Source organism: Streptomyces sp. NPDC002809, from assembly GCF_040295435.1.
Lineage (GTDB): Bacteria > Actinomycetota > Actinomycetes > Streptomycetales > Streptomycetaceae > Streptomyces.
Genome location: NZ_JBEOVJ010000006.1, coordinates 97,397 through 119,049 on the forward strand (window position 1 = coordinate 97,397; position 21,653 = coordinate 119,049).

At 72.6% G+C, this 21,653-nt stretch carries 14 protein-coding genes; 9 read left to right on the plus strand and 5 right to left on the minus strand.

Translation table 11 applies throughout. The features are described 5' to 3' along the window. The first annotated feature begins 35 nt into the window (after positions 1–35). From ABT025_RS06080 to ABT025_RS06090, 3 genes are all read left to right on the plus strand, one after another. A complete protein-coding gene (locus tag ABT025_RS06080; protein ID WP_350990374.1) occupies positions 36–1,475 on the plus strand; it encodes a flotillin family protein in 1,440 nt (479 codons plus the stop codon). A 171-nt stretch (positions 1,476–1,646) separates the two neighbouring features. Further along, positions 1,647–2,117 carry a cation:proton antiporter regulatory subunit gene (locus tag ABT025_RS06085; RefSeq protein ID WP_266780289.1) on the plus strand — a complete coding sequence of 157 codons (471 nt, stop codon included), beginning with the start codon at positions 1,647–1,649 and terminating at the stop codon, positions 2,115–2,117. 2 nt (positions 2,118–2,119) lie between these two features. After that, positions 2,120–3,373, plus strand: coding sequence for a cation:proton antiporter (locus ABT025_RS06090; protein WP_350990377.1), 1,254 nt, complete (start codon positions 2,120–2,122; stop codon positions 3,371–3,373). Positions 3,374–3,392: 19 nt separating this feature from the next. On the opposite strand, the gene ABT025_RS06095 is transcribed toward ABT025_RS06090, so the two are convergent. Next, positions 3,393–3,965 (minus strand): MarR family winged helix-turn-helix transcriptional regulator, encoded by a 573-nt coding sequence (locus tag ABT025_RS06095; RefSeq protein WP_350990379.1) that lies wholly within the window; start codon positions 3,963–3,965, stop codon positions 3,393–3,395. A gap of 133 nt (positions 3,966–4,098) precedes the next feature. On the opposite strand from ABT025_RS06095, the gene ABT025_RS06100 reads away from it, so the two are divergent. Beyond that, on the plus strand, positions 4,099–4,623 hold the full coding sequence (locus ABT025_RS06100) for a nitroreductase family deazaflavin-dependent oxidoreductase (protein ID WP_350990381.1): 525 nt from the start codon (positions 4,099–4,101) through the stop codon (positions 4,621–4,623). 18 nt (positions 4,624–4,641) lie between these two features. Here the strand turns inward: ABT025_RS06100 and ABT025_RS06105 are convergent, their stop codons facing one another. After that, a complete protein-coding gene (locus ABT025_RS06105) occupies positions 4,642–6,189 on the minus strand; it encodes an MFS transporter (protein ID WP_350990383.1) in 1,548 nt (515 codons plus the stop codon). 144 nt (positions 6,190–6,333) lie between these two features. After that, the gene (locus tag ABT025_RS06110; RefSeq protein ID WP_350990548.1) at positions 6,334–7,419 is read right to left on the minus strand and encodes a PucR family transcriptional regulator; all 1,086 of its coding nucleotides are present in this window, start codon (positions 7,417–7,419) and stop codon (positions 6,334–6,336) included. Between the two features lie 279 nt (positions 7,420–7,698). Between ABT025_RS06110 and ABT025_RS06115 the strand changes: the two genes are divergently transcribed. The 4 genes from ABT025_RS06115 (at position 7,699) to ABT025_RS06130 (ending at position 18,175) form a co-directional block, all read left to right on the plus strand. After that, positions 7,699–8,361, plus strand: a complete 663-nt coding sequence (locus ABT025_RS06115; protein ID WP_350990385.1) for a hypothetical protein — start codon at positions 7,699–7,701, stop codon at positions 8,359–8,361. Positions 8,362–8,511: 150 nt separating this feature from the next. After that, positions 8,512–10,644 carry a flotillin family protein gene (locus ABT025_RS06120; protein ID WP_350990386.1) on the plus strand — a complete coding sequence of 711 codons (2,133 nt, stop codon included), beginning with the start codon at positions 8,512–8,514 and terminating at the stop codon, positions 10,642–10,644. Between the two features lie 482 nt (positions 10,645–11,126). After that, on the plus strand, positions 11,127–16,118 hold the full coding sequence (locus tag ABT025_RS06125) for a DNA repair ATPase (protein ID WP_350990388.1): 4,992 nt from the start codon (positions 11,127–11,129) through the stop codon (positions 16,116–16,118). Between the two features lie 29 nt (positions 16,119–16,147). Beyond that, a complete protein-coding gene (locus ABT025_RS06130; protein ID WP_350990390.1) occupies positions 16,148–18,175 on the plus strand; it encodes a potassium channel family protein in 2,028 nt (675 codons plus the stop codon). A 111-nt stretch (positions 18,176–18,286) separates the two neighbouring features. Here ABT025_RS06130 and trpS read toward each other — a convergent pair whose 3' ends face one another. Together trpS and ABT025_RS06140 are read right to left on the minus strand one after the other, a co-directional pair. Then, positions 18,287–19,324, minus strand: coding sequence for a tryptophan--tRNA ligase (gene trpS / locus ABT025_RS06135; RefSeq protein ID WP_350990391.1), 1,038 nt, complete (start codon positions 19,322–19,324; stop codon positions 18,287–18,289). 282 nt (positions 19,325–19,606) lie between these two features. After that, the gene (locus ABT025_RS06140) at positions 19,607–19,786 is read right to left on the minus strand and encodes a DUF6126 family protein (protein ID WP_502971893.1); all 180 of its coding nucleotides are present in this window, start codon (positions 19,784–19,786) and stop codon (positions 19,607–19,609) included. A 153-nt stretch (positions 19,787–19,939) separates the two neighbouring features. On the opposite strand from ABT025_RS06140, the gene ABT025_RS06145 reads away from it, so the two are divergent. Further along, the gene (locus tag ABT025_RS06145) at positions 19,940–21,640 is read left to right on the plus strand and encodes a SulP family inorganic anion transporter (protein WP_350990393.1); all 1,701 of its coding nucleotides are present in this window, start codon (positions 19,940–19,942) and stop codon (positions 21,638–21,640) included. The last annotated feature ends 13 nt before the right edge of the window (positions 21,641–21,653 follow it).

The following is a 21,653-nucleotide window of genomic DNA, read 5'->3' on the forward strand; positions in this document are numbered from 1 at the left end:
GCCGTCCCCGTCGGGAGGCAGAGGGGGACACCCTTATGAGTCCAGTCCTGATCGCCATCGTCGGAGTCGTCGTACTCCTCTTCCTGCTCGCCCTCGCCGTCATCACCCGCTACAAGGTCGCGGGACCCAGCCAGGCGTTCATCATCACCGGCCGCCGGGGCAAGAAGTCCGTCGACCCGGTGACCGGACGGTCCAGCATCGACAACAGCGGCCAGAAGGTCGTCGTCGGTGGCGGCGTCTTCGTCGTGCCGTTCGTCCAGCAGAAGTTCACCCTGGACCTCTCCAGCCGGCACATCCCCGTCGCCGTGCGCGGGGCCGTCACCCTGCGCGGGGTCAAGTCCCACCTGGAAGGCGTCGCGATCGTCAAGGTCGGCGGCAGCGAGGACGCCATCCGGGCCGCCGCCCAGCGCTTCCTCCAGCAGCAGGACGGCATCGTCGGCTTCACCCAGGAAGTGCTCTCCGGTGCGCTGCGCGCCATCGTCGGCCGGATGTCGGTCGAGGACATCATCCGCGACCGGGCCGCGTTCGCCGGCCAGGTGGCGGAGGAGGCCGAGGCGAGCCTGTCCGGTCAGGGCCTGATCCTGGACGCCTTCCAGATCCAGGACATCACCACCGAGGGCTCCTACCTGGAGGACCTCGGCCGCCCCGAGGCCGCCCGCGCCAAGCAGGAGGCGGACATCGCGGAGGCGATCGCCCGCCGCGCCTCGGAGCAGGCCCGGCTGAAGGCCGCCGAGGAGATCGCCATCGCCGAGCGGACGTTCTACCTCAAGCAGGCCGAGATCAAGGCCGAGACGGAGGCCGCCGCGGCGATGGCCGCCGCCGCGGGCCCGCTCGCCGAGGCCGCCCGCCAGCAGGAAGTCCTCACCGAGCAGGAGAAGGTGGCCCAGCGTCAGGCCGCCCTGACCGACCGCGAGCTCGACACCCGGGTCCGCAAGCCCGCCGACGCCGCGCGCTACCAGGCCGAGCAGGAGGCGGAGGCCCGCCGCATCGCCCAGGTCAAGGAGGCCGAGGCGGACGCGGAGCGGTCCCGGCTGACCGGTCAGGGCGAGAAGCTGCACCGTTCGGCGCTCGCCGATGCCGTGCGCATCGAGGGTGAGGCCGAGGCCGCAGCCATCGCCGCCCGGGGTTCGGCCGAGGCCGAGGCCATGCAGAAGAAGGCCGACGCCTTCGCGCGGTACGGGGACGCGGCCGTCCTCCAGATGCTCGTCGAGGTGCTCCCGCAGGTCGTCGCCAAGGCGTCCGAGCCGCTGAGCGCCATCGACAAGCTGACCGTCATCTCGACGGACGGCGCGAGCCAGCTGTCGCGCACGGTCACGGACAACGTCGCCCAGGGCATGGAGCTCCTCAGCTCCACCACGGGAGTCGACCTCGCCGCCCTGCTGCAGAACCTCAAGGGCGCGGGCCCGAAGCCGCAGGTCCCGGCCCAGCAGGACACCGCCGCCGCACCGAACGGAAAGATCGAGATCGGCGACTGACGCGTCGCGTCGACCACCGCGTGCCCGGCCGGTTGCGCACCGGCCGGGCACGCGTGCGTCCGGGGCCGGAAGACCGGCCACGAAGGCGGCGGAGGCCTCCGGATAAGGTAATGCGCAGCTAAAGAGATCACCAAGTACGTCAGAGCACACCGCGCTCCTCGGGAGGAAGCCATGGGAACCCACCGCACCACGCTGCCCGGAGTCGGCGTGCAGTACGACTACACCACCGAGTCGGGACAGCACATCTCCGTCGTCGTGCACCACGACGGACGGCGGTTCATCGGCTTCTACGACCAGGACGACCCCGATTCCTGTCGGCTCTCCGTACCACTGACCCCACAGGAGGCCACCGGGCTCGCCCACCTCATCGACGCGGCGCCGATCGACGCCGTGCGGACCGAGGGCATCGACCTGGTCACCGAGCACATCCCGCTCGGGACGCGTTCCCCGTACGGCGGCCGGCTTCTCGGGGACACCCGGGCGCGGACCCGGACCGGGGCCTCCATCGTGGCGGTGCTGCGGACCCACAGCGCCCATCCGTCACCCGGGCCGGACTTCCGGCTCGCCATCGGGGACACGCTCGTCGCCGTCGGTACGAGGGAGGGCGTCGACACGCTCTCCGAGATCATTGCGGAGGGCTGACCGTGCATGACACGACCGCACTGCTGGTGGAGCTCGGCTCCGTCATCCTGGGACTGGGCATCATCGGCCGGTTCGCCGGCCGCGTAGGGCTCTCGCCCATCCCGCTGTACCTGCTGGCCGGGCTCGCCTTCGGCGAGGGCGGGCTGCTGCCGCTGGGGGCGAGCGAGGAGTTCACCGCCGTGGGCGCCGAGATCGGCGTCATCCTGCTGCTGCTCCTGCTGGGCCTCGAATACAGCGCCTCCGAGCTCGTCACCAGTCTGAAGACCCAGTACCCCTCCGGCGCCGTGGACTTCGTCCTCAACGCGACCCCCGGCGCCGTCGCGGCCCTGCTGCTCGGCTGGGGGCCGGTGGGCGCCGTGGCCCTGGCCGGGGTCACCTGGATCTCCTCTTCCGGGGTGATCGCCAAGGTCCTCGCGGACCTGGGGCGCCTCGGCAACCGGGAGACGCCCGTCATCCTCGGGGTGCTGGTCATCGAGGACCTGTCGATGGCCGTCTATCTGCCGCTCCTCACCGCGATGCTCGCGGGCGTCGGCTTCGCCGGGGGCAGCATCGCGCTGCTCGTCGCGCTCGGCACCGTCGGGTTCGTGCTCTACCTCGCGCTGCGGCACGGGCGGCTGATCAGCCGGGCCGTGTCCTCCGACAACCCGGAGATGCTGCTGCTCGTCGTGCTCGGACTGACCGTCCTGGTCGCCGGTGTGGCCCAGCAGTTGCAGGTGTCGGCGGCGGTCGGCGCGTTCCTCGTCGGCATCGCGCTCTCCGGTGAGGTCGCGGAGGGCGCGCGCAAGCTGCTGACCCCGCTGCGGGACCTCTTCGCCGCCGTCTTCTTCGTGTTCTTCGGGCTCTCCACCAACCCCGCGGAGATTCCGCCGGTGCTGCTGCCGGCCGCGCTGCTGGCCGTCGTCACCGTCTTCACCAAGATCGCCACCGGCTGGTACGCGGCCCGGCGGGCGGGCATCGGATCGCGCGGGCGCTGGCGGGCGGGCGGCACGCTCGTCGCCCGCGGTGAGTTCTCCATCGTCATCGCCGGTCTGGCCGTGGCCACCGAGCCCCGGATCGGGCCCATCGCCACGGCGTACGTCCTCATCCTCGTGATCGTCGGCCCGCTCACCGCGCGCTGGACCCAGCCGGCGGTCGAGCTGATCCGGAAGTGGCGCGGCAAGGGGGACGGCCCGGCCGCCACGCCCGGTGAGCCCGGCGTGCTCCCGGTTGCGCGGGTGACCGCCCCCGAGGAGGAACTGGCCACGTCCGCGGACTGACTCCGCGTCCGTGCCGCCGTCAGCTGTCGTGGGGGGCGGGGAGGTCGGGCGCCCAGCCCAGGGGGTAGGCGTCCGCGCCTCCCCCGGGCACGGCCGGCTCACCGCCCGCCGCGGTGAACGCCGTCAGCGCCTCGATCAGCGCGGTGCACTGCTCCGGCGCGAGGCGTTCGACAATGGCGGCGACCTCCCGGCGGCGGGCGGACGTGACGTCCTCCACCAGCCGGCACCCCTCGGGCGTCACCCGCAGCGAGGTCTCCCGGCGGTTGGCCGGGTTGACCTGCCGTTCCGCCAGACCGGCGGCGATCAGCCGGTCCACCATGCGCATCGCGGTCGACGGGTTCACGCCGAGCCGCTCGGCGAGCGAGACGAGCTTGGCGTCCCCGTGCGTGGCGAGCACCACGAGCAGCCGGAACTGGGGCAGCGTCACCCGGTCCTCGACCGTCGCCAGCGAACGGGCGGACACCGCCACCAGCAGGCGCGACGCCGTGAGCACCGCACGCGTCACCGCGTCGACGTCGTCCCTGCCCGGGGCGGACGGTCGTTCCTCGGATGACTGTTCCTGCTCGGCGGATGACTGTTCCTGCTCGGCCATGCCTCTTTGTACCGTGCGGAACGGCCGTACTCGAGTCAGGCCCGCGCCGAAGCCGGAACGGTGTCGAACCGGTACCGAATCCACCGCTCAGGACCATGACACCACCATTGGTCTGTGCAACGTTTGCACAGTGATGCCTGAACCCGCACCTTCGCCAGGACAGCGGCGCCCGCCACTGCCGACCGGACTGCGGCGCGCCGCGGTCCGGCTGCCCGTCCACATGTTCCGCGCGGGGCTCGGACCGTTGTTCCGGGACCGTCTGCTGCTCCTCGTCCACACCGGCCGCACGACGGGCCTCTCCCGGCGGACGGTGATCGAGGTCGTCGAGTCCGCGACCGTGGACGGCCGGCGGAGCTGGACGGTCGCCTCCGGCTTCGGCCCCGGCTCCGACTGGTACCGCAACCTGCTCCGTACACCGCACGCCGCCGTGCAGGTCGGGCGCGGGTTCCACGCCGTGACGGCGCACGTCCTGCCGACCGAGGAGGGCGGCGAACTGATGGCTCGGTACGCGCCCCGCCACCCCCGGACCGCCCGCCGGCTCGCCGCGTTCATGGGGTTCGCGGTCGACGGCGGAGCGGAGGACTACCGGCGGATCGGCGAGTCGATCCCGTTCGTCTCGCTGGTGGAGGGCACCGGGCCGGGCGGGCGCGGCCGCTGAGGGACGGGCCGGGCGCCGTCAGGCGCGAGCCGCCTCGGTCTCCTCCACCAGGTGGGGCCGGGGCGCGCCGCGGCGGTAGAGGATCACCGTGACCAGCAGGCCGAGGGCGAAGAACCCCGCCGACCACCAGTACGCGGTGGAGTAGCTCTCCAGCTGGGCCTGGGCGACGGCGGCCGGGGTGGGCCTGCGGCCCACCAGGTAGTCGGCGGCGGCGCTGGTGGCCAGGGTGTTGAGCAGCGCCGTACCGATGGAGCCGCCGACCTGCTGGCTGGTGTTGACCATCGCGGAGGCCACCCCGGCGTCCCGCGCCGCTACCCCGGCCGTGGCCAGGTTCATCGCCGTGGCGAAGATCATGCCGAGGCCCAGGCCCAGGCAGATCAACGGCGGCAGCACATGGGCGAGGTAGCTGCTGCTCAGGTTCAGGGTGGTCAGCCACACCATCGCGGCCGCCGAGATGCCCATGCCGAGCGGCACGATCGGCTTGGCCCCGAACCGCGGCACCAGGGTGTTGGTCGTCGTCACGGACGTCACGATCATGACGGCGACCATGGGCAGGAAGGCCGCGCCCGTGGAGACCGGCGAGTACAGCAGGCTCTTCTGGAGGTAGTAGGTGAGGAACAGGAACACGCCGAACATGCCGGCGCCGGAGATGAACATCGCGAGGAACGACGCCGCACGGTCCCGGTCCAGCACCACGCGCATCGGCAGCAGCGGATGCGCGGCCCTGGTCTGCCACCACGCGAACACGGACACGAGCACCGCACCGGCCAGCAGGAACCCCCAGGTCTGGGGCGAACTCCACGGATTCGTCTCGGCCTTGGAGAAGCCGAACACGATGCAGAAGAGTCCGGCGGAGACCAGCAGGGTCCCCGGGATGTCGAGCTTCGGACGGTTCACGGGCGCGCCCGCGGTGAGCAGGCGGGAGCCGCCGATGAAGGCGAGAGCCGCGAACAGCAGGTTCACGTACAGGCACCAACGCCAGTCCAGGTACTCGGTGAGCACCCCGCCGAGCAGCAGCCCCACCGCACCGCCCGCGCCCGCGATGGCACCGTAGATCCCGAAGGCCTTCGCCCGCTCCTTGGGCACGGTGAACGTCGTGGTGAGGAGCGAGAGCGCGGCCGGGGCGAGGAGTGCGCCGAACACACCCTGCAGGGCACGGGCCAGCACCAGGATCTCGAAGCTCGGCGCGGCACCGCCGATGGCGGAGGCCACCGCGAAGCCGACCAGCCCGGTCAGGAACACCACCCGGCGGCCGACCAGGTCGGCGATACGGCCGCCGAGCAGCAGCAGCGAGCCGAAGGCGAGCGCGTACGCCGTCACGATCCACTGGCGGTTTCCGTCGCTGAAGCCGAGGTCCTGCTGGGCGGAGGGCAACGCGATGTTCACGATCGTCGCGTCGAGGACCACCATCAGCTGGGCCAGACCGATCACCCCCAGCACCCACCACCGGTGGGAGGGGCCGCGCTCCTTGCCGGGCGCCGCCCGGGAAGCGGACTGCTCGGTGGCCACCCGCCCCCGCGTTCCGTCCCCGGCCGGTTCCCCCGGCTGACGTGCATGTCGGGCCATGGTGCGGTTCTCCCTCGCTGCACACCGGATTCCCCCGACTGATCACGCTAGGCGGAGGTCGGCATCCCCGCACGTGGGGAGCGGTGGAGGGGCGATGCTGCCGGAACCCGGCAGCGGACGGGGCGGCCGGGCCGTCTCCGGGGCTCAGACCTCCTTGGCCGGCCAGTCCAGCAGCCGGGCGCCGATGACCGCGGTCTGCAGGGTGTAGCGGTGCATCGGGTCGGACGGGTCGGAGCCGGTGAGCTGGTGGATCCGCTCCAGCCGGTAGGTGAGCGCCCGCACGCTCAGCGCGAGCCGTCGGGCCGTCTCGGCCGCTACACAGCCCGCTTCGAAGTAGACGGTGAGCGTCTTCAGCAGTGGTTCCGCGCCGCCCCGCGCCTGCTGGAGCGGGCCGAGTTCGCTGCGCACCAGGTCGGCCATCGCCTGCCGGTCCCGGGTCAGCACGGGGTAGACCAGCAGATCGGCGGCGTACAGCACGGGGTCGTCCAGGCCCATCCGGTCCGCGAGGTCGAGGGCGTCCAGCGCCTCGTCGTACGACTGGACCACCCCGCCGGGCCCCCGGTGGGCACGGCCGACGGCCACCCGGCCGCCGTCCGTCGCCGCGTGCGCCTGCTTGGCGAAGTACCGCAGGACATCGGGCTGGGTGCCGGGCGCGATGCAGATCAGTCGGCCGTCCTTCGTCGTGAGCAGGATCTTGCGGCCGCCGAACCGGGCCAGCAGCGCCGACTCCACCTGCCGCGGCACGGCGTCGGTCTCGGTGTACGCCTCCGGGCCCGTCGCCACCGCCACCGCATGGGCGCGGGAGAGCCGCAGCCCGAACCGGGTGGCGCGCTCGGCCAGCCGGCCCAGGTCGCTGCGCCCGTACAGCAGGTCGTCGATGAACTCCCGGCGGGCCGCCTCCTCCCGCCGGACGGTGAGGCGCTGGGCCCGCTCGAAACCCTCGGCGAACGCGTCGACGGCGTGTTCCACAGCGGCCAGCACGCTCTCGGTGGACGCGGCGGCGGCTGCCGGCGTCGCTCCGGGGGCAGCGGCCGGCCAGGTGCTGCGGGCCTCGGCCAGATGCATACGGACCAGCGCGCGCAGCTGGTGCCCGGCCTCGGCAGCCTCCCTGCCGAGGGTGCGGCGGGTGTCGAGTTCCTCCCGGGTGAGCCGACGGCCGGAGACGGCGACCTCACCCAGGATCCGGGCGTAGCCCTCCAGAAAACTGTCGGGAATCACCGGTTCCGCCACGCCCACGCCTCCACTCCTGATGCGCCACTGATATTTACACAACGCATACGTGCGCATGCCGGTGCCCGGCATCGAGCGCGGAGAAAGATTGCCGGAATCCGGCAGTGCGGCCGACCGGCCGTGGATGACACGATCCTGTCAGCACCAACCGGGGGACCACGGGGGAAACACGGGGGTGCAGGGGGACGGGGGAAGACCCGGCTGTCGCGGTGCCGTTGGGACGGCGCCGCGGCTCCGCGGTCACGCCCGGCCCCGCACGGACGGCAGGGGGGTGGACCGATGCAGGAGTTCCTGACCGCGGCGCAGTCCTTCCCGGCCGTGCTCTTCTCCGCGGCGCTGGTCGTCGTCATCGCCTTCTGGCTGCTCGTCCTGGCCGGTGCGGCCGACCACCACTCATTCGACGCGGACCTCGACACGGATCTCGCCGGGATCGGCGGCGTGCCCGTCACCGTCTCGGTATCCGTGATGGTGGCCGTCGGCTGGTTCACCGCCCTGACCGGTTCGGTGCTGGTGCACCGCAGCGAGGCCACCGGGGCCGTCCGGGCCGCGCTCGCCTTCGGCGTCCTCGCCGGGGCGCTGCTGGTCGCCTGGGCCGTGGTGCGGCTGCTCGTGCACCACTTCCGCCGCTTCTTCGCCGACCAGCCTCCTCCATCGCGCCAGGACTTCCTGGGCCGCGTCTGCACGGTGCGCACCGGCTCGGTCGGTACGGACTTCGGCCAGGCCGAGGTCGCCGCAGCCGACGGATCCACCGCGATCGTCCAGGTACGTCAGCTGGCACCGGCCGACACCGCGTTCACCGCGGGGAGTTCGGGGCTGCTGTACGCGTACGACGAGGCGGGCGAGTTCTTCTGGGTCTCCCCGTACGACCGTGCGCTCGACCCGGGACCGCCGCCGGCTCTGCCGCGTCCGCACCGTCGTACGCCGCCCGGCCGCACCGCCTGATCCGGACGCCCGCAAAGGCCCGACGCCACACGCCTCGTCGTGCCCGTGCCTGCCGTGCTGCCCGAGCGCGTGCCGCCCGGCCCGTGCACCGCGCGCACCCGCGTCACCCTTCCCTTTCCTTTTCCGTACCACCAGCCGCCAAGGACTGTCATGGAAGCCATCTCCTTGGGCCTCGGCCTGCTCATCGCCGTGGTCCTGCTCATCGCGATCGCCCTGCTCCTGATCGTCACCCGGCTCTTCCGCAAGGTGGAGCAGGGCAAGGCCCTGATCATCTCCAAGACCAAGAAGGTCGACGTGACCTTCACCGGCGCCGTCGTCCTGCCGGTGCTGCACCAGGCCGAGTCCATGGACATCTCGGTGAAGACGATCGAGATCCGCCGCACCGGGCGCGAGGGCCTGATCTGCCAGGACAACATCCGCGCCGACATCCACATCACGTTCTTCGTCCGCGTCAACAAGACCGTCGAGGACGTCATCAAGGTCGCCCAGGCCATCGGTACGGCACGGGCCAGCGACAAGGTGGCGATCCAGGAGTTCTTCGCCGCGAAGTTCTCCGAGGCGCTCAAGACGGTCGGCAAGCAGCTGGACTTCGTCGACCTGTACACCAAGCGCGAGGAGTTCCGGGACCGGATCATCCGGGTCATCGGCACCGATCTCAACGGCTACCACCTCGACGACGCCGCGATCGACTTCCTCGAGCAGACCCCGATGGTGCAGCTGGACGGCGCCAACATCCTTGACGCACAGGGCATTCGGAAGATCACCGAGCTGACGGCGATCGAGCACGTACGCACCAACGAGTTCCAGCGCACCGAGCAGAAGGAGATCACCCGGCAGGACGTGGACGCCCGGGAGACCATCCTGGAGCTGGAGCGCCGGCAGGCCGAGGCCGAGATCAAGCAGCGCCGAGAGGTGGAGACCCTGCGCGCCCGCGAGGAGGCGGCCACCGCCCGGGTCCAGGAGGAGGAACGCCTGGGCGCCCAGACCGCGTTCATCCGGACCGAGGAGCAGCTCGGCATCCAGCGGGAGAACCAGGCCCGGGAGATCGCCGTCGCGCAGAAGAACCGCGAGCGGGTCATCGCCGTGGAGAACGAGCGCATCGAGAAGGACCGCATGATCGAGGTCATCGGGCGCGAACGGCAGACCGAACTCAACCGCATCGCCGCGACGAAGGAGGTCGAGGCCGAGCGCCGCGAGGTCGCCGACGTGATCCGCGAGCGCATCGCGGTGGACCGTACGGTCGCCGAGCAGGAGGAGTCCATCAAGACGCTGCGGTCCGTCGAGGAGTCCGAGCGCACCCGCAAGTCGGTGATCATCGCCGCGGAGGCGGAGGCCCAGGAGCAGCTCGTCAAGGACATCAAGGCGGCGGAGGCCGCCGAGGCCGCGGCCACCCACCGGGCGGCCGAGCAGCTGACGCTCGCTGAGGCCCGGCTGAAGACCGCGGACCTGGACGCCCGGGCGAAGCTGCGGCTGGCCGAGGGGGTCCAGGCGGAGTCGGCGGCCCTCGGACTCGCGGACGTGCAGGTGCGGGACGCGGCGGCCGAGGTCATCGAGAAGACCGGTCTGGCGGAGGCCGAGGCGACGTCCGCCCGGCTCAGGGCCGAGGCGGAGGGCTCCCGGCTCAAGGCGCTCGCGGCGGCGGAGGGCACACAGGCACAGGCGGTGGCCGACGCGGCGATGATCGGCGAGAAGCTGAAGGCCGAGGCGGCGGGGCTCACGGACAAGGCGGCCGCGATGGCGGCGCTGGACGACGCGTCGCGCGGGCACGAGGAGTACCGGCTGCGGCTGGCCGCGGAGAAGGAGATCAGGCTCGCGGGGCTGGAGGTCCAGCGCCAGGTCGCCGAGGCGCAGGCGACGGTACTGGCCACGGGCCTGGAGAACGCCGACATCGACATCGTCGGCGGGGAGTCGGTCTTCTTCGACCGGCTGGTCTCGTCCATCTCGATGGGCAAGAGCCTCGACGGGTTCGTCGAGAACTCGGACACGGCGAAGGCGCTGGGCGGGGCGTGGCTGAACGGCACGTCGTCGTTCACGGACGACCTGACGCGGGTGCTGGGTTCGGTGTCGTCGGGTGACGTGCAGAACCTGACGGTGTCGGCGCTGCTGATGCGGATGATGGCTGCGCCGGGGGCGGGGGGTGCGGGTGCGGACCAGGTCCGCGAACTCCTGGAACACGCCAGGTCCCTGGGCCTGGCGGACGCGCCGGTGGGCACGGTGCCCAGCCCGTCACCGTCACCGTCACCGTCACCGTCACCGTCCCGGAACGGTACGCCGGTGGGGTAGCGGGGTCCTTGGCCCTTTGTCCTCGATCGCCGGACGGGCTGGATCGGACCGATCCAGCCCACTCGAAGGCCCCCGGAGCACCGTCCGTACTCGAACGCCGGACGGGCGCGATGTGGCCGCACTGCCGGTATGTGGCCGGCCGGGAACACTCGCCCGCAGGCTCACGCCAACGGCGGGCAACCCAGGCCCGTCCGGCGATCGAGGACAGCCCGCCCGGGCCGCCTGCAACCCGCACGCCGCCGAGGCCCGGTCCCTGCCGAGCCCGTCCGGCGGTCGAGGACCGCCGGTCCGGACCGAGCCCGCGTGCCCCTCGGCCCCCGGGCGGAATCCGGCCCGTCCGGCGATCGAGGACGACCCGGCCCAAGCCGGACCGAGCCGAGACGACCCGGCCCAAGCCGGACCGAGCCGAACCGAAGCAAGCCCGTCCGGCGGTCGAGGACACCGCCGGCCGCAGGCCACACATCCGCCCCGTAAGGAGCCGCATGGACACCGCCACCCCGCCGCCCCCGGACGGCCCCGAGGACGGGGCCTACGACGTGCTGCGGCGGCGGCTCCGCACCCAGGCCGCCGAGCTCGCCCGCCGCGCCGAGACGCTCAACGAACGCCGGACCGCGGAGTTCGGCTCCACCGGACTGCGGCTGCTCGGCAGCGAGCAGGTGCGGACGGCGCAGCCGTCCGTCCCCCGCGACCTCGTCGCGATCGGCGGACACCTCCTCTTCGGCTTCGAGCGCGGCCCCGGCCGGGCCGACGGGCCGGCCGTCGACGACGTCCTCGCGCTGTACGACGCCCAGTTGGCCCCGGCCACCGACCCCCTACTCGCCGACGAGGCCTTCGTACGCGAGTTCAGCGGCCTGCACCGCTACTACCGGGATGCCAGGCTCCTGCGGCTGCGCCGTACCGACAGCCGGCTCCTCGCCGTGTTCCGTACCGGCGAGACCGCGGAGGACATCCGCGTCCTGCGCTGGGCGCTCGACGCCGACGGCTCACCCGGTGCCTTCCTCGACGCCCGCGGGGAGCGCGACCACGTGTTCCCGCCGTCGCACGACTTCACCTGGACCGTCGCGGGCCGCGAGGCCCACATCGCGGGCCCGCATCCGCACATCGCGGTCGGTGGCTCCGGGGACGGGGCGCGTGCCCCGCTCTTCGTCTCCACGCTCGGCGGACATCTCACGCTCAAGACCGCCGACGACACGGAGTCCCCCGACGGGATCTACCGCGAGCCGGTCACCGAGCCCCTCCAGTCGCTCGCCGACGCCGAGGTCGAGTACGCGGAGTCCGGTCCGCTCGTGCTGCTGCGCATCCGGCCGTACAAGGAGGAGGCCTGGCGCCATCTCGTCTTCAACGGACTCCTCGGCACCGTGCAGCGGCTGGACGGCATCGGTCCCGCCTGCCACCGGCTCCCCGAGGACCAGGGAATCATCTTCCCCGGCGGCTACTACCTGACCTCCGGAACCGCCAAGACCTTCGACATCGCCCTGCCGCTCGCCGAACCCGTCTTCGAGGGTGCCGTCCGCTCCCCCAACGGGGAGGACGTCCTGTACGCGTTCCGTTCGCGGGAGGACGGGCGCAGCCTGCTGCTCCCGTACAACGTGATCCGGCAGGAGGTCGCCACTCCGCTCCAGGGCCGAGGCCACGCGCTGCTCGACGACGGCTCGCTCGTCGTTCTGCGGGACCCGGTCGAGGGCCCGGACGGCGGCCCGGCCCGCGTGCACCCGGTGCAGCGCTGGCAGACGCCGTACGTCTCCGACACCTATGCCGCCTCCCGCCCCGCCGGGACGGGCCCCCTCGCCCGGGTCGGCAACGCCGATCTGGTGCGCGGCATCTCCGACTGCCTCGCGCTCGCGCACAGCGCCGAGGGGACCACCCCGACCGGTGCCGTGTACGCACGGCTGGTGGCCGACTGCTCCCGCGCGACGGACCGGTACCACTGGCTGGACGAGAGTGGACTCGGGGCTCTCGGCGAACCGCTGGCCGCACTCCGCGACACCGCCCAGCAGGTGCTCGCCGAGTTCGACGCGGTGCAGGAGCAGACCCGACGGGCCGCAGACGCGCTCGCCGAGACGGCGGACCGGATCACCGCACTCGTCCGCCGGGTCCGCGGCGAGGCCCCGGGGTCGGCCGCCGAATGGGTCGGGCGGCTGACCGAACTGCGGGCAGCTCACGGTCACTTGGCGACGCTCTCCGAGATGCGGTACGCGGACACCGGACGGATCGCCGAACTCGGCGCCGCCACCGCCGACGACGTCTCCGCGGCGGGCCGGCGTGCGGTCGCGTTCCTGTCCGGGGACGACGCGTTCACCGGGTACCACGAGGACGTCGCCCGGCTCACCGAGGAGGCCGCCGCTCTCACCACCGTCACCGGCGCCTCGGCGCTCGGCGAGCGGCTGGCGGGGATGACGGACGGGCTGAGCACGGTGACGGACGTCGTCGCCGGGCTCGACATCGGTGACGGCGTGGTCCGCACCTCGATCCTGGAGCGGATCGCCGAGGTGCTGGGCGGGTTGAACCGGGCCCGCGCCACGCTCGACGCCCGTCGGCGCACGCTGCTCGACCAGGAGGGCCGGGCCGAGTTCGCCGCCGAGTTCGCCCTGCTGGGGCAGGCCGTCACGGCAGCACTGGCCGCGGCGGACACCCCGGACGCCTGTGACGACCGCTTGGCGCGGCTGCTGCTGCAACTGGAGAACCTGGAGGCGCGGTTCGCCGAGTTCGACGACTTCCTGGCCGAGCTGGGCGAGCGGCGGACGGAGGTGTACGAGGCGTTCTCGGCCCGCAGGCAGACCCTTCAGGACGCCCTCGCCCGCCGGACCGAGCAACTCGCGGCGTCCGCCGCCCGGGTGCTGGAGACCGTCGCACGCCGCAGTTCCGCGCTGCCCGACGCGGATGCCGTGCACACCTACTTCGCCTCCGATCCGATGGTCGCCAAGGTCCGCCGCACCGCCGACGAACTGCGCGGACTCGGCGACACGGTCAGGGCCGAGGAGCTCGACGGGCAGCTGCTGGCCGCCCGCCAGGAGGCGGGGCGGGCGCTGCGCGACCGCAGCGAGCTGTACGCGGACGGCGGGGCGACGATCAGGCTGGGCCGTCACCGCTTCGCGGTGAACACCCAGCCGTTCGAGCTGACCCTGGTGCCCCAGGGCGACGGGCTCGCCTTCGCCGTCACCGGAACCGACTACCGGGCCCCGGTCACCGACCCGGACTTCCGGGCCACCCGCCCGTACCGGGACCAGCTGCTGCCCTCCGAGTCCCCGTCCGTCTACCGCGGCGAGCACCTGGCGGCCCGGCTCCTCTCCGAGCAGGGAGCTGACCGGCTGCGGTCCCTCGACGCCACCGAACTGGCCGCCCTGGTAAGGGAGTCGGCTGCCACCGCGTACGACGAGGGGTACCAGCGCGGCGTCCACGACGAGGACGCCACGGCCATCCTGGCCGCTCTGCTGCGGCTGTACACAGCCGCGGGGCTGTTGCGCTTCCCGCCCGCTGTCCGCGCCGCCGCCCAGCTGTTCTGGGTGTACGGGACGGACGAGGCGAGCCGGACGTCCTGGACGCGCCGGGCCCGTTCCCTGGCCCGCGCCCGCGAGACGTTCGGTCTCGCCCCGGCCGTGGCCGCACTCCAGGAGGAATGGGCCGCGGCCATCCAGGAGGACGGCTCCCGCACCGTCGCCGCCTACCTCTTCGAGGAGCTGACGAGCGGCCCGGAAGGATTCGTCACAGCCGAGCCGGTCCGTACCTTCCTGGACAAGTTCCGCCGCACGACCGGCACTTCGGCGTACGACGAGGATCTGGCCGCCCTCGCGGGCGATCTGCCGGCCCGCCGCCAGCTCGTCGAGGGCTGGCTCACCTCGTACGCCCGGGCAGGCGGTGCGGATCCGGACGCGGGCGATCTCGCGGAGGCGGTCGCCGTCGAGCTGTGCCCGGAGCCGGTTCTGGCCCGCTACGAGGGGGACGCGCCCCTCACCACGACCGTGGACGGCCTCCTGGGCGTGCACCCGCGCATCGAGCGGGGCCGGCTGACCGTCCGGATCGATGAACTCCTGTCCCGCACCGAGGAATTCCGTACCACCGTCGTCCCCGGCTTCCGCGCCTACCAGCACCGCCGCACCGCCCTGGTCACCACCGAGCGCACCCGGCTGCGGCTGGACGACCACCGGCCCCGCGTCATGTCCGCGTTCGTCCGCAACCGGCTGCTCGACGAGGTGTACCTGCCACTGATCGGCGACAGCCTCGCCAAGCAGCTCGGCACCGCCGACGCCGACCGGCGCACCGACTCGCAGGGGCTGCTGCTGCTCGTATCGCCGCCCGGCTACGGCAAGACGACGCTCATGGAGTACGTCGCCGACCGGCTCGGCCTGGTCCTCGTCAAGGTCAGCGGCCCCGGCCTCGGCCACGACGTGACCTCGCTGGATCCCGCCCAGGCCCGCAGCGCGACCGCGCGCCGGGAGGTCGAGAAGATCAACTTCGCGCTGGAGGCCGGCAACAACACCCTGCTGCACATCGACGACATCCAGCACACCTCACCGGAGCTGCTCCAGAAGTTCATCCCGCTCTGCGACGCCACCCGCAGGATCGAGGGTGTGCGGGACGGCGAGCCGCGCAGCTACGACCTGCGGGGCAAGAGGTTCGCGGTGTGCATGACGGGCAATCCGTACACCGAGTCCGGGGAACGGTTCCAAATCCCCGACATGCTCGCCAACCGGGCCGACGTCTGGAATCTGGGCGAGGTGCTGAGCGGCCGCGAGGACGTCTTCGCGCTGAGCTTCGTCGAGAACGCGCTGACCGCCAACCCGGTGCTCGCCCCCCTCGCCGGGCGGTCCCGCGAGGACCTCGCGCTGCTGCTGCGACTCGCCTCCGGCACCGACGCCACAGCCCGTGCGGACCGGCTCCAACACCCCTACGCACCGGCCGAGGTGGACCGGATCACCGCCGTGCTCCGTCATCTGCTGCACGCCCGCGACACCGTCCTCGCCGTCAACGCCGCGTACATCGCCTCGGCCGCTCAGTCCGACGCGACGCGCACCGAGCCGCCGTTCCGCCTGCAGGGCTCGTACCGCAACATGAACCGCATCGCCGAGCGCGTCGTGCCCGTCATGAACGACGCCGAGCTGTCCGCCGTCATCGACGACCACTACACGGGCGAGGCCCAGACGCTCACCACGGGCGCCGAGGCGGCCCTGCTGAAACTCGCCGCCCTGCGCGGCACTCTCAGCCCCTCACAGGCGGAGCGCTGGTCCGCCGTCTCCGCCTCGTACGTACGCACCCAGGCGCTGGGCGGCCCCGACGGCGATCCACTGACCCGTGCGGTGGCCGCGCTCGGGCTGCTCGCGGACCGGATCGCTGCCGTCGAATCGGCGATCAGCCGTGCCGCGGACCCGCGCCACCTGCTCGCCCGGCCACCGTCCGGGACGTACGACGGGACATACGACGGGAGACACGAAGGGACACACGCCGGAACGCCTCCCGGGACACACGAGGACCACTGACCGTATCGATCACGAGAAGGGAGCAGGGCATGCTGGGACATGTGCCTCCTCTTCCCCAGCAGCCCCAACGCTCTCCGTTCTCCGGACACATGGTCGTCTGCGGTGACGACGCGCTCGCCCAGCGGCTCGCCGTGGAGCTGCGTTATGTCTACGGGGAGCGGGTCACCCTCGTCCTGCCGCCGGAGCCCGGTACGGCCAGACCGGAGCTGCCGCTGACCGGGCGCGGCCGGGCCGCCGCCCTCTTCGGCCGGATGTCGTCGGCGATGAACCGCAACGGCGCGCCCGGACTCGGCAACGGCAACGGCGGGACCGGAGGCGGGGACGGCGACACCAACGCCGGAGTGGAGGCGGTCCGCATCCTCCAGGCGGCGGAGCCCTCCGACGAGGCCTTCGAGGAGGCCGGCGTCGACACGGCCGCCGCACTGGCCCTGGTCTACGACGACGACGAGCGCAACATCCGCGCCGCGCTGACCGCCCGCAGGCTCAACCCCCGCGTCCGGCTGGTGATCCGGCTCTACAACCGCAAGCTCGGCCAGCACCTCGAAGCCCTGCTCGACCAGGCGGCCGCCGTCGCCTCACCGGGGCTGGACCCGGCCGCGCTGGACGCCTCCACCACCGTGCTCTCCGACGCCGACACCGCGGCCCCCGCCCTCGCGGCGACCGCCCTCGCCGGGTCCAGCAAGGTGATCCAGGCGGAGGGCCTGCTCCTGCGCGCGGCCGAACGCACCCCGCCCCCTGCGGGCCAGGCCGCCGACCCGGGGCTGTGCACACTGGCGCTGCTCTCCTCCACCACCCACGACCCGGCAGGCACCGAGGGCTCGGACAGCAGCGGCGAGGAAGGCCCCCGGCTCCTGCCCGACCAGGCGCAGGTGGCAGCCGCGACCGGACGCGGAACCATCGTCCTGGAGGCCGTCAGCCAAGCGGGCCCCACCGGCGGGGAACGCCGCATGGGCGGCCGGGGCGCACCGCTGAGCCAGGTCTTCTCGCGCCGGCTGCGCTGGTCCGCGCTGGGAGTCGGCCTGGCCGTCCTGGGCCTGGCGGTGGCGTCCTCCTTCACCACCGGGGACGACCCGCTGCACGCCGCCTACCTGACCCTGCTCGACCTGTTCGCGATGGGCGACCCGGCGATCGGCGACCCGACCGCGCGCCAGATCATCCAACTCCTCTCGGGTGTCGCCGGGTTGATGCTGCTGCCGCTCCTGGTGGCCGGAGTGCTGGAGGCCTTCGGCTCGCTCCGTACGGCCTCGTCCCTGCGGCGCCCGCCGCGCGGTCTGTCCGGGCACGTGGTGCTGCTCGGGCTCGGCAAGATCGGCACGCGCGTCCTCGTCCAGCTACGCGAACTCGGCATCCCCGTGGTCTGCGTGGAGGACGACCCGGACGCCCGCGGCATCCCCGTCGCGCGGCGGCTGCACGTGCCGGTGGTCCTCGGGGACGTCACGCAGGAGGGCGTCCTGGAAGCCGCGAAGATCCGGCGCTCCCGCGCACTTCTCGCCCTGACCAGCATCGACACCACGAATCTGGAGGCCGCGCTGTACGCGCGCTCGGTCAAGCCGGACCTCCGGGTGACGCTGCGGTTGTTCGACGACGAGTTCGCCACCGCCGTCTACCGCACGCTGCGCACCGCCCACCCGCACGCGCTGACCCGCTCCCGGTCGGTCTCCCACCTGGCGGCGCCGTCGTTCGCCGTCGCCATGATGGGCCGGCAGATCCTCGGGGCGGTGCCGGTCGAGCGGAAGGTGATGCTGTTCGCCGCGGTCGAGGTGGCCGGACACCCGCAGTTGGAGGGCCGGACGGTGGAACAGGCGTTCCGGGCCGGGGCCTGGCGGGTCCTCGCCCTGGACACGGCCCCGCCCGCCGACCGCCGGCCGGACCTGGCCGCGCCCGCCCCGCCGCCGTACGCCCCCGGAACCACCCCGCCCGGCGCCCCGCAGGGCGGCCTCGTCTGGAACCTGCACCCCGGCTACGTGCTCCGGCCCACCGACCGCGTCGTGATCGCCGCGACCCGCCGCGGGCTGGCGGAACTCCTGCGGCGGCGCGGTTCGATGGCCCGGCACTGACCACGGACTCGGGCCTCTCGTCGGATCAGGCCGGGACGCGGACCGCGGCTGCACGCACCGGCCCCCGCTCCCTGGCCCGGCCTGATCCGGCCTGATCCAGACGAAAAGGCCCTAGACCAGCCCTCCCATCGCCTGCCGCACCTGGGTCAGTGTCGCGTCGGCGATGGCGTTGGCGCGTGCGTTGCCGGCCCGCAGCACGGACCGCACGTAGCCCAACTCCGCGGCGTACTCGGCCCGCCGGGCCCGCATCGGCGCCATCCGGGTGTTGACCGCGTCGGTCACGGTCCGTTTGAGGGCCGCCGCACCCCCGCCGCCGATCTCCTCGGCCACGTCGTACGGGTCGCGGTCGAGGCAGAGCGCGGCGAGCAGCACCAGCCCGGAGACCCCGGGCCGCCCCTCGGGGTCGTACGTGATGTGCCGCTCGGTGTCCGTCGTCGCACCCTTGATCAGTCGGGCGGTCGTGTCCGCGTCGGCGCTCAGCGCAATGGAGTTGGCGCGGCTCTTGCTCATCTTGGTGCCGTCGGTGCCGAGCAGCAGGGGCGCGGCGGAGAGCAGCACCTCGGGTTCCGGGAAGACGGGTCCGTACCGCTCGTTGAACCGCCGGGCGACGGTCCGGGCCACTTCGAGATGGGGCACCTGGTCCTGGCCGGCCGGCACCAGATTGCCCTTGCAGAACAGGATGTCGGCCGCCTGGTGGACCGGGTAGGTGAACATCAGGCCGCTGACCGAAGCCTGCCGGGAGTGCGCGATCTCGTCCTTGACCGTGGGGTTGCGTCCCAGTTCGGCGACGGAGACCAGGCTCAGGAACGGCAGCAGCAACTGGTTGAGCGCCGGCACGGCGCTGTGGTTGAAGATCACCGAGCGTTCCGGGTCGATGCCGACGGCCAGGTAGTCCAGCAGCAGCCCCTCCATGGTCGCCGCGAGCCGCTCCGCGACGTCCCGGTCGGTCAGGACCTGGTAGTCGGGGATGACGATGAACGTCTCCACCCCCAGGTCCTGGAGCCTCACCCGGTTGTGGAGCGTGCCGAAGTAGTGCCCGAGGTGGAGCGCGCCGGTGGGCCGGTCGCCGGTCAGGACGCGGAAGGCGGCGGGGTCCCGGTGGATCCGCTCGTCGAGCGTGGCGGTGTCGTCGGCGTGGGTCGTGGTCATGGCTGGTCTCTCCTCGCGATGGTGTGTGCGTGGAGGACGGCCCCCGCCGGGCTCGGAACCCGTACCGGAAAAAGGGCAGAGAAAAAGGGCCGTCCGTAACGAACGGCCCTGGTCCCGCGCTGAAGAGGTGGCCGCTCCTAGAAGGAGCGCCACCAGTTCCGGCGCGGTACGGAGGTCATGGGTGGAGCTTAGCCGAAGGCGCGGTCCCGATCGCGGGGAATTCGCCCGTGCCGGGGCGCGGTCCGGGCGCCCGGTCGCGCCCGCTCCCCGGCTGCGCCTGCGCTACTTCTTCGCGTGCTCGCCCACGTAGAAGAGGATCCAGACGAAGCCCGCGAACAGGTGTGTGGCGAAGACGTAGACGAAGACGCGCAGCATGACGCCGCGTTCCTTCCAGCGCTCGCTGCCGCCCCCGCCCTGCCGGTCGCCGGTGCGCTCGGGGAGGGTGCCGCCGTCGCCCGGCACTCCGGTTCCGCTCATGACCGCCTCCGTCCGCCCGGGGCTCGGACGGCCTCCGTACCGGCCCAGCGTACGCACCGCACCGCATCACACCGGGTGGCGATTCGCCCATAAGTGATGAAATGCACGCATAGCCCGATTGGGTTCTACTAAGTTGTCATGAGCGAGGCGGGCATGAAGAAGAAGCTGGGACGGCCCACACCTTCCGACGTCTCGGCCGGCCTGGTCACCGGGCTCTTCTCGATCCCCGAGGGCATGGCCTACGCGGCGATCGGCGGCTTCAACCCGGTCACCGGCATCTACGCGGGTGTCGTTCCCACGATCCTGGGATCGTTCTTCGCCCGTACCGTCCTGATGGTCACGACCCTCACCTCCGCCATCGCCCTGACCTCGCAGAGCGTGCTGTCGGGGGCGCATCTGAACCCCAAGGACGCAGGGAACATCGCCACGGTCGCCGTGCTCGCCGGGCTGATCATGGTGGTGCTCGGGCTGCTGAAGCTCGGTGCGGTGATGAGCTTCGTCTCCAACGCCGTGATGACCGGCTTCTCGACCGGGATCGCCCTCCAGATCATCACCGGCTCGCTCGACGACGCCACCGGCTACAAGCCCGACGGCCACAACCGCCTCACCCAGTTGGCCGACTGGGTGATCCACGCCGGCGACTGGAAGCTCGCGACCACCCTGACCGCGCTGACCACGGTCGCCGTGTGGGCGCTCGTCCGGCTGGTCGGACGGCTGGAACCGGTGTCCGTCCTGATCGCCCTGGTCGCCGTCAGCCTGGGCGTCGGGCTGCTCTCCGTCGACGTGGAACTGGCCGGGGACATCGCGCACATCCCGGCGGCACTGCCGCACTTCACCGCCCCGGACCTGTCCGTCGTCGGTTCGCTGCTGCCCGGCGCCTTCGCCGTCGCGCTGGTCGCGCTGGCCCAGGCGGCGTCGATCGGCCCGACCGTCCGCAACCCCGACGGCTCCAAGTCGTCCGTCGACGGCGACTTCGTCGCCCAGGGGATCGGCAACATCGGCGGCGGGCTGTTCGGCGCGCTGCCCGCCGGCGGTTCCATGTCCCGTACCGGCGTCGCCGTCGGCGCGGGCGCGCGCACCCGCTGGACCGGCGTCTTCGCCGGGCTGTGGCTGGCGCTGCTGGTCCTGACGCTCGGCTCGCTGGCCGAGCGGATCCCGATGCCGGTCATCGGCGGGCTGATCATCGTGATCGGCTGCGAGCTGATCCGGGGGCGCCGCAAGGACATCCTGCTGGTGCTGCGCACGTCCCCCTTGCCGGCCGCCGCGATGATCGTCACCTTCATCGCCACCACTCAGCTGCCCCTCCAGCAGGCCATCGTGATCGGGGCACTGCTCTCACTGCTGCTGTACTGCGTGCAGGCGGCCCGGCAGAGCGGACTGCGCGGGCTGGAGCGCGGCTCCGGCCCCGGGAGCTGGCGGTTCACCGATCCTCCCGCGCGGATCGGGCCCGGCGAGGTGGCCGTCCTCTTCTACGGCGGGGCCAGCCTGTTCGCCGAGGTGCCCCGGATCGACGCCGAGTGGCCCGACGTCTCGCAGGCGCGGGGGTCGGCCGTGGTGCTGACGCTGCGCACCGCACCGGAGGTCCCGTCCTCGGCGGTGGTGAAGCTGCTCAGCCGGTACGCCGAGGAACTGGACGCGCACGGCGGCCGGCTCTATCTGGCGGGGGTCCAGCCGGGGCTGCTCGCGGTGCTGCGCCGGACCGGGCTCACCACGGAGCTCGGCGACGACCAGGTGGTGCCCGCCCGCGAGGAGATCTTCGGGGCCCAGCGCGAGGCGGTCGAGCGGGCCGGACGGTGGGTCGAGGAGCAGCGCGGGACCGGTCCGGTACCCGCGGAATAGGGAGACGGGGTGC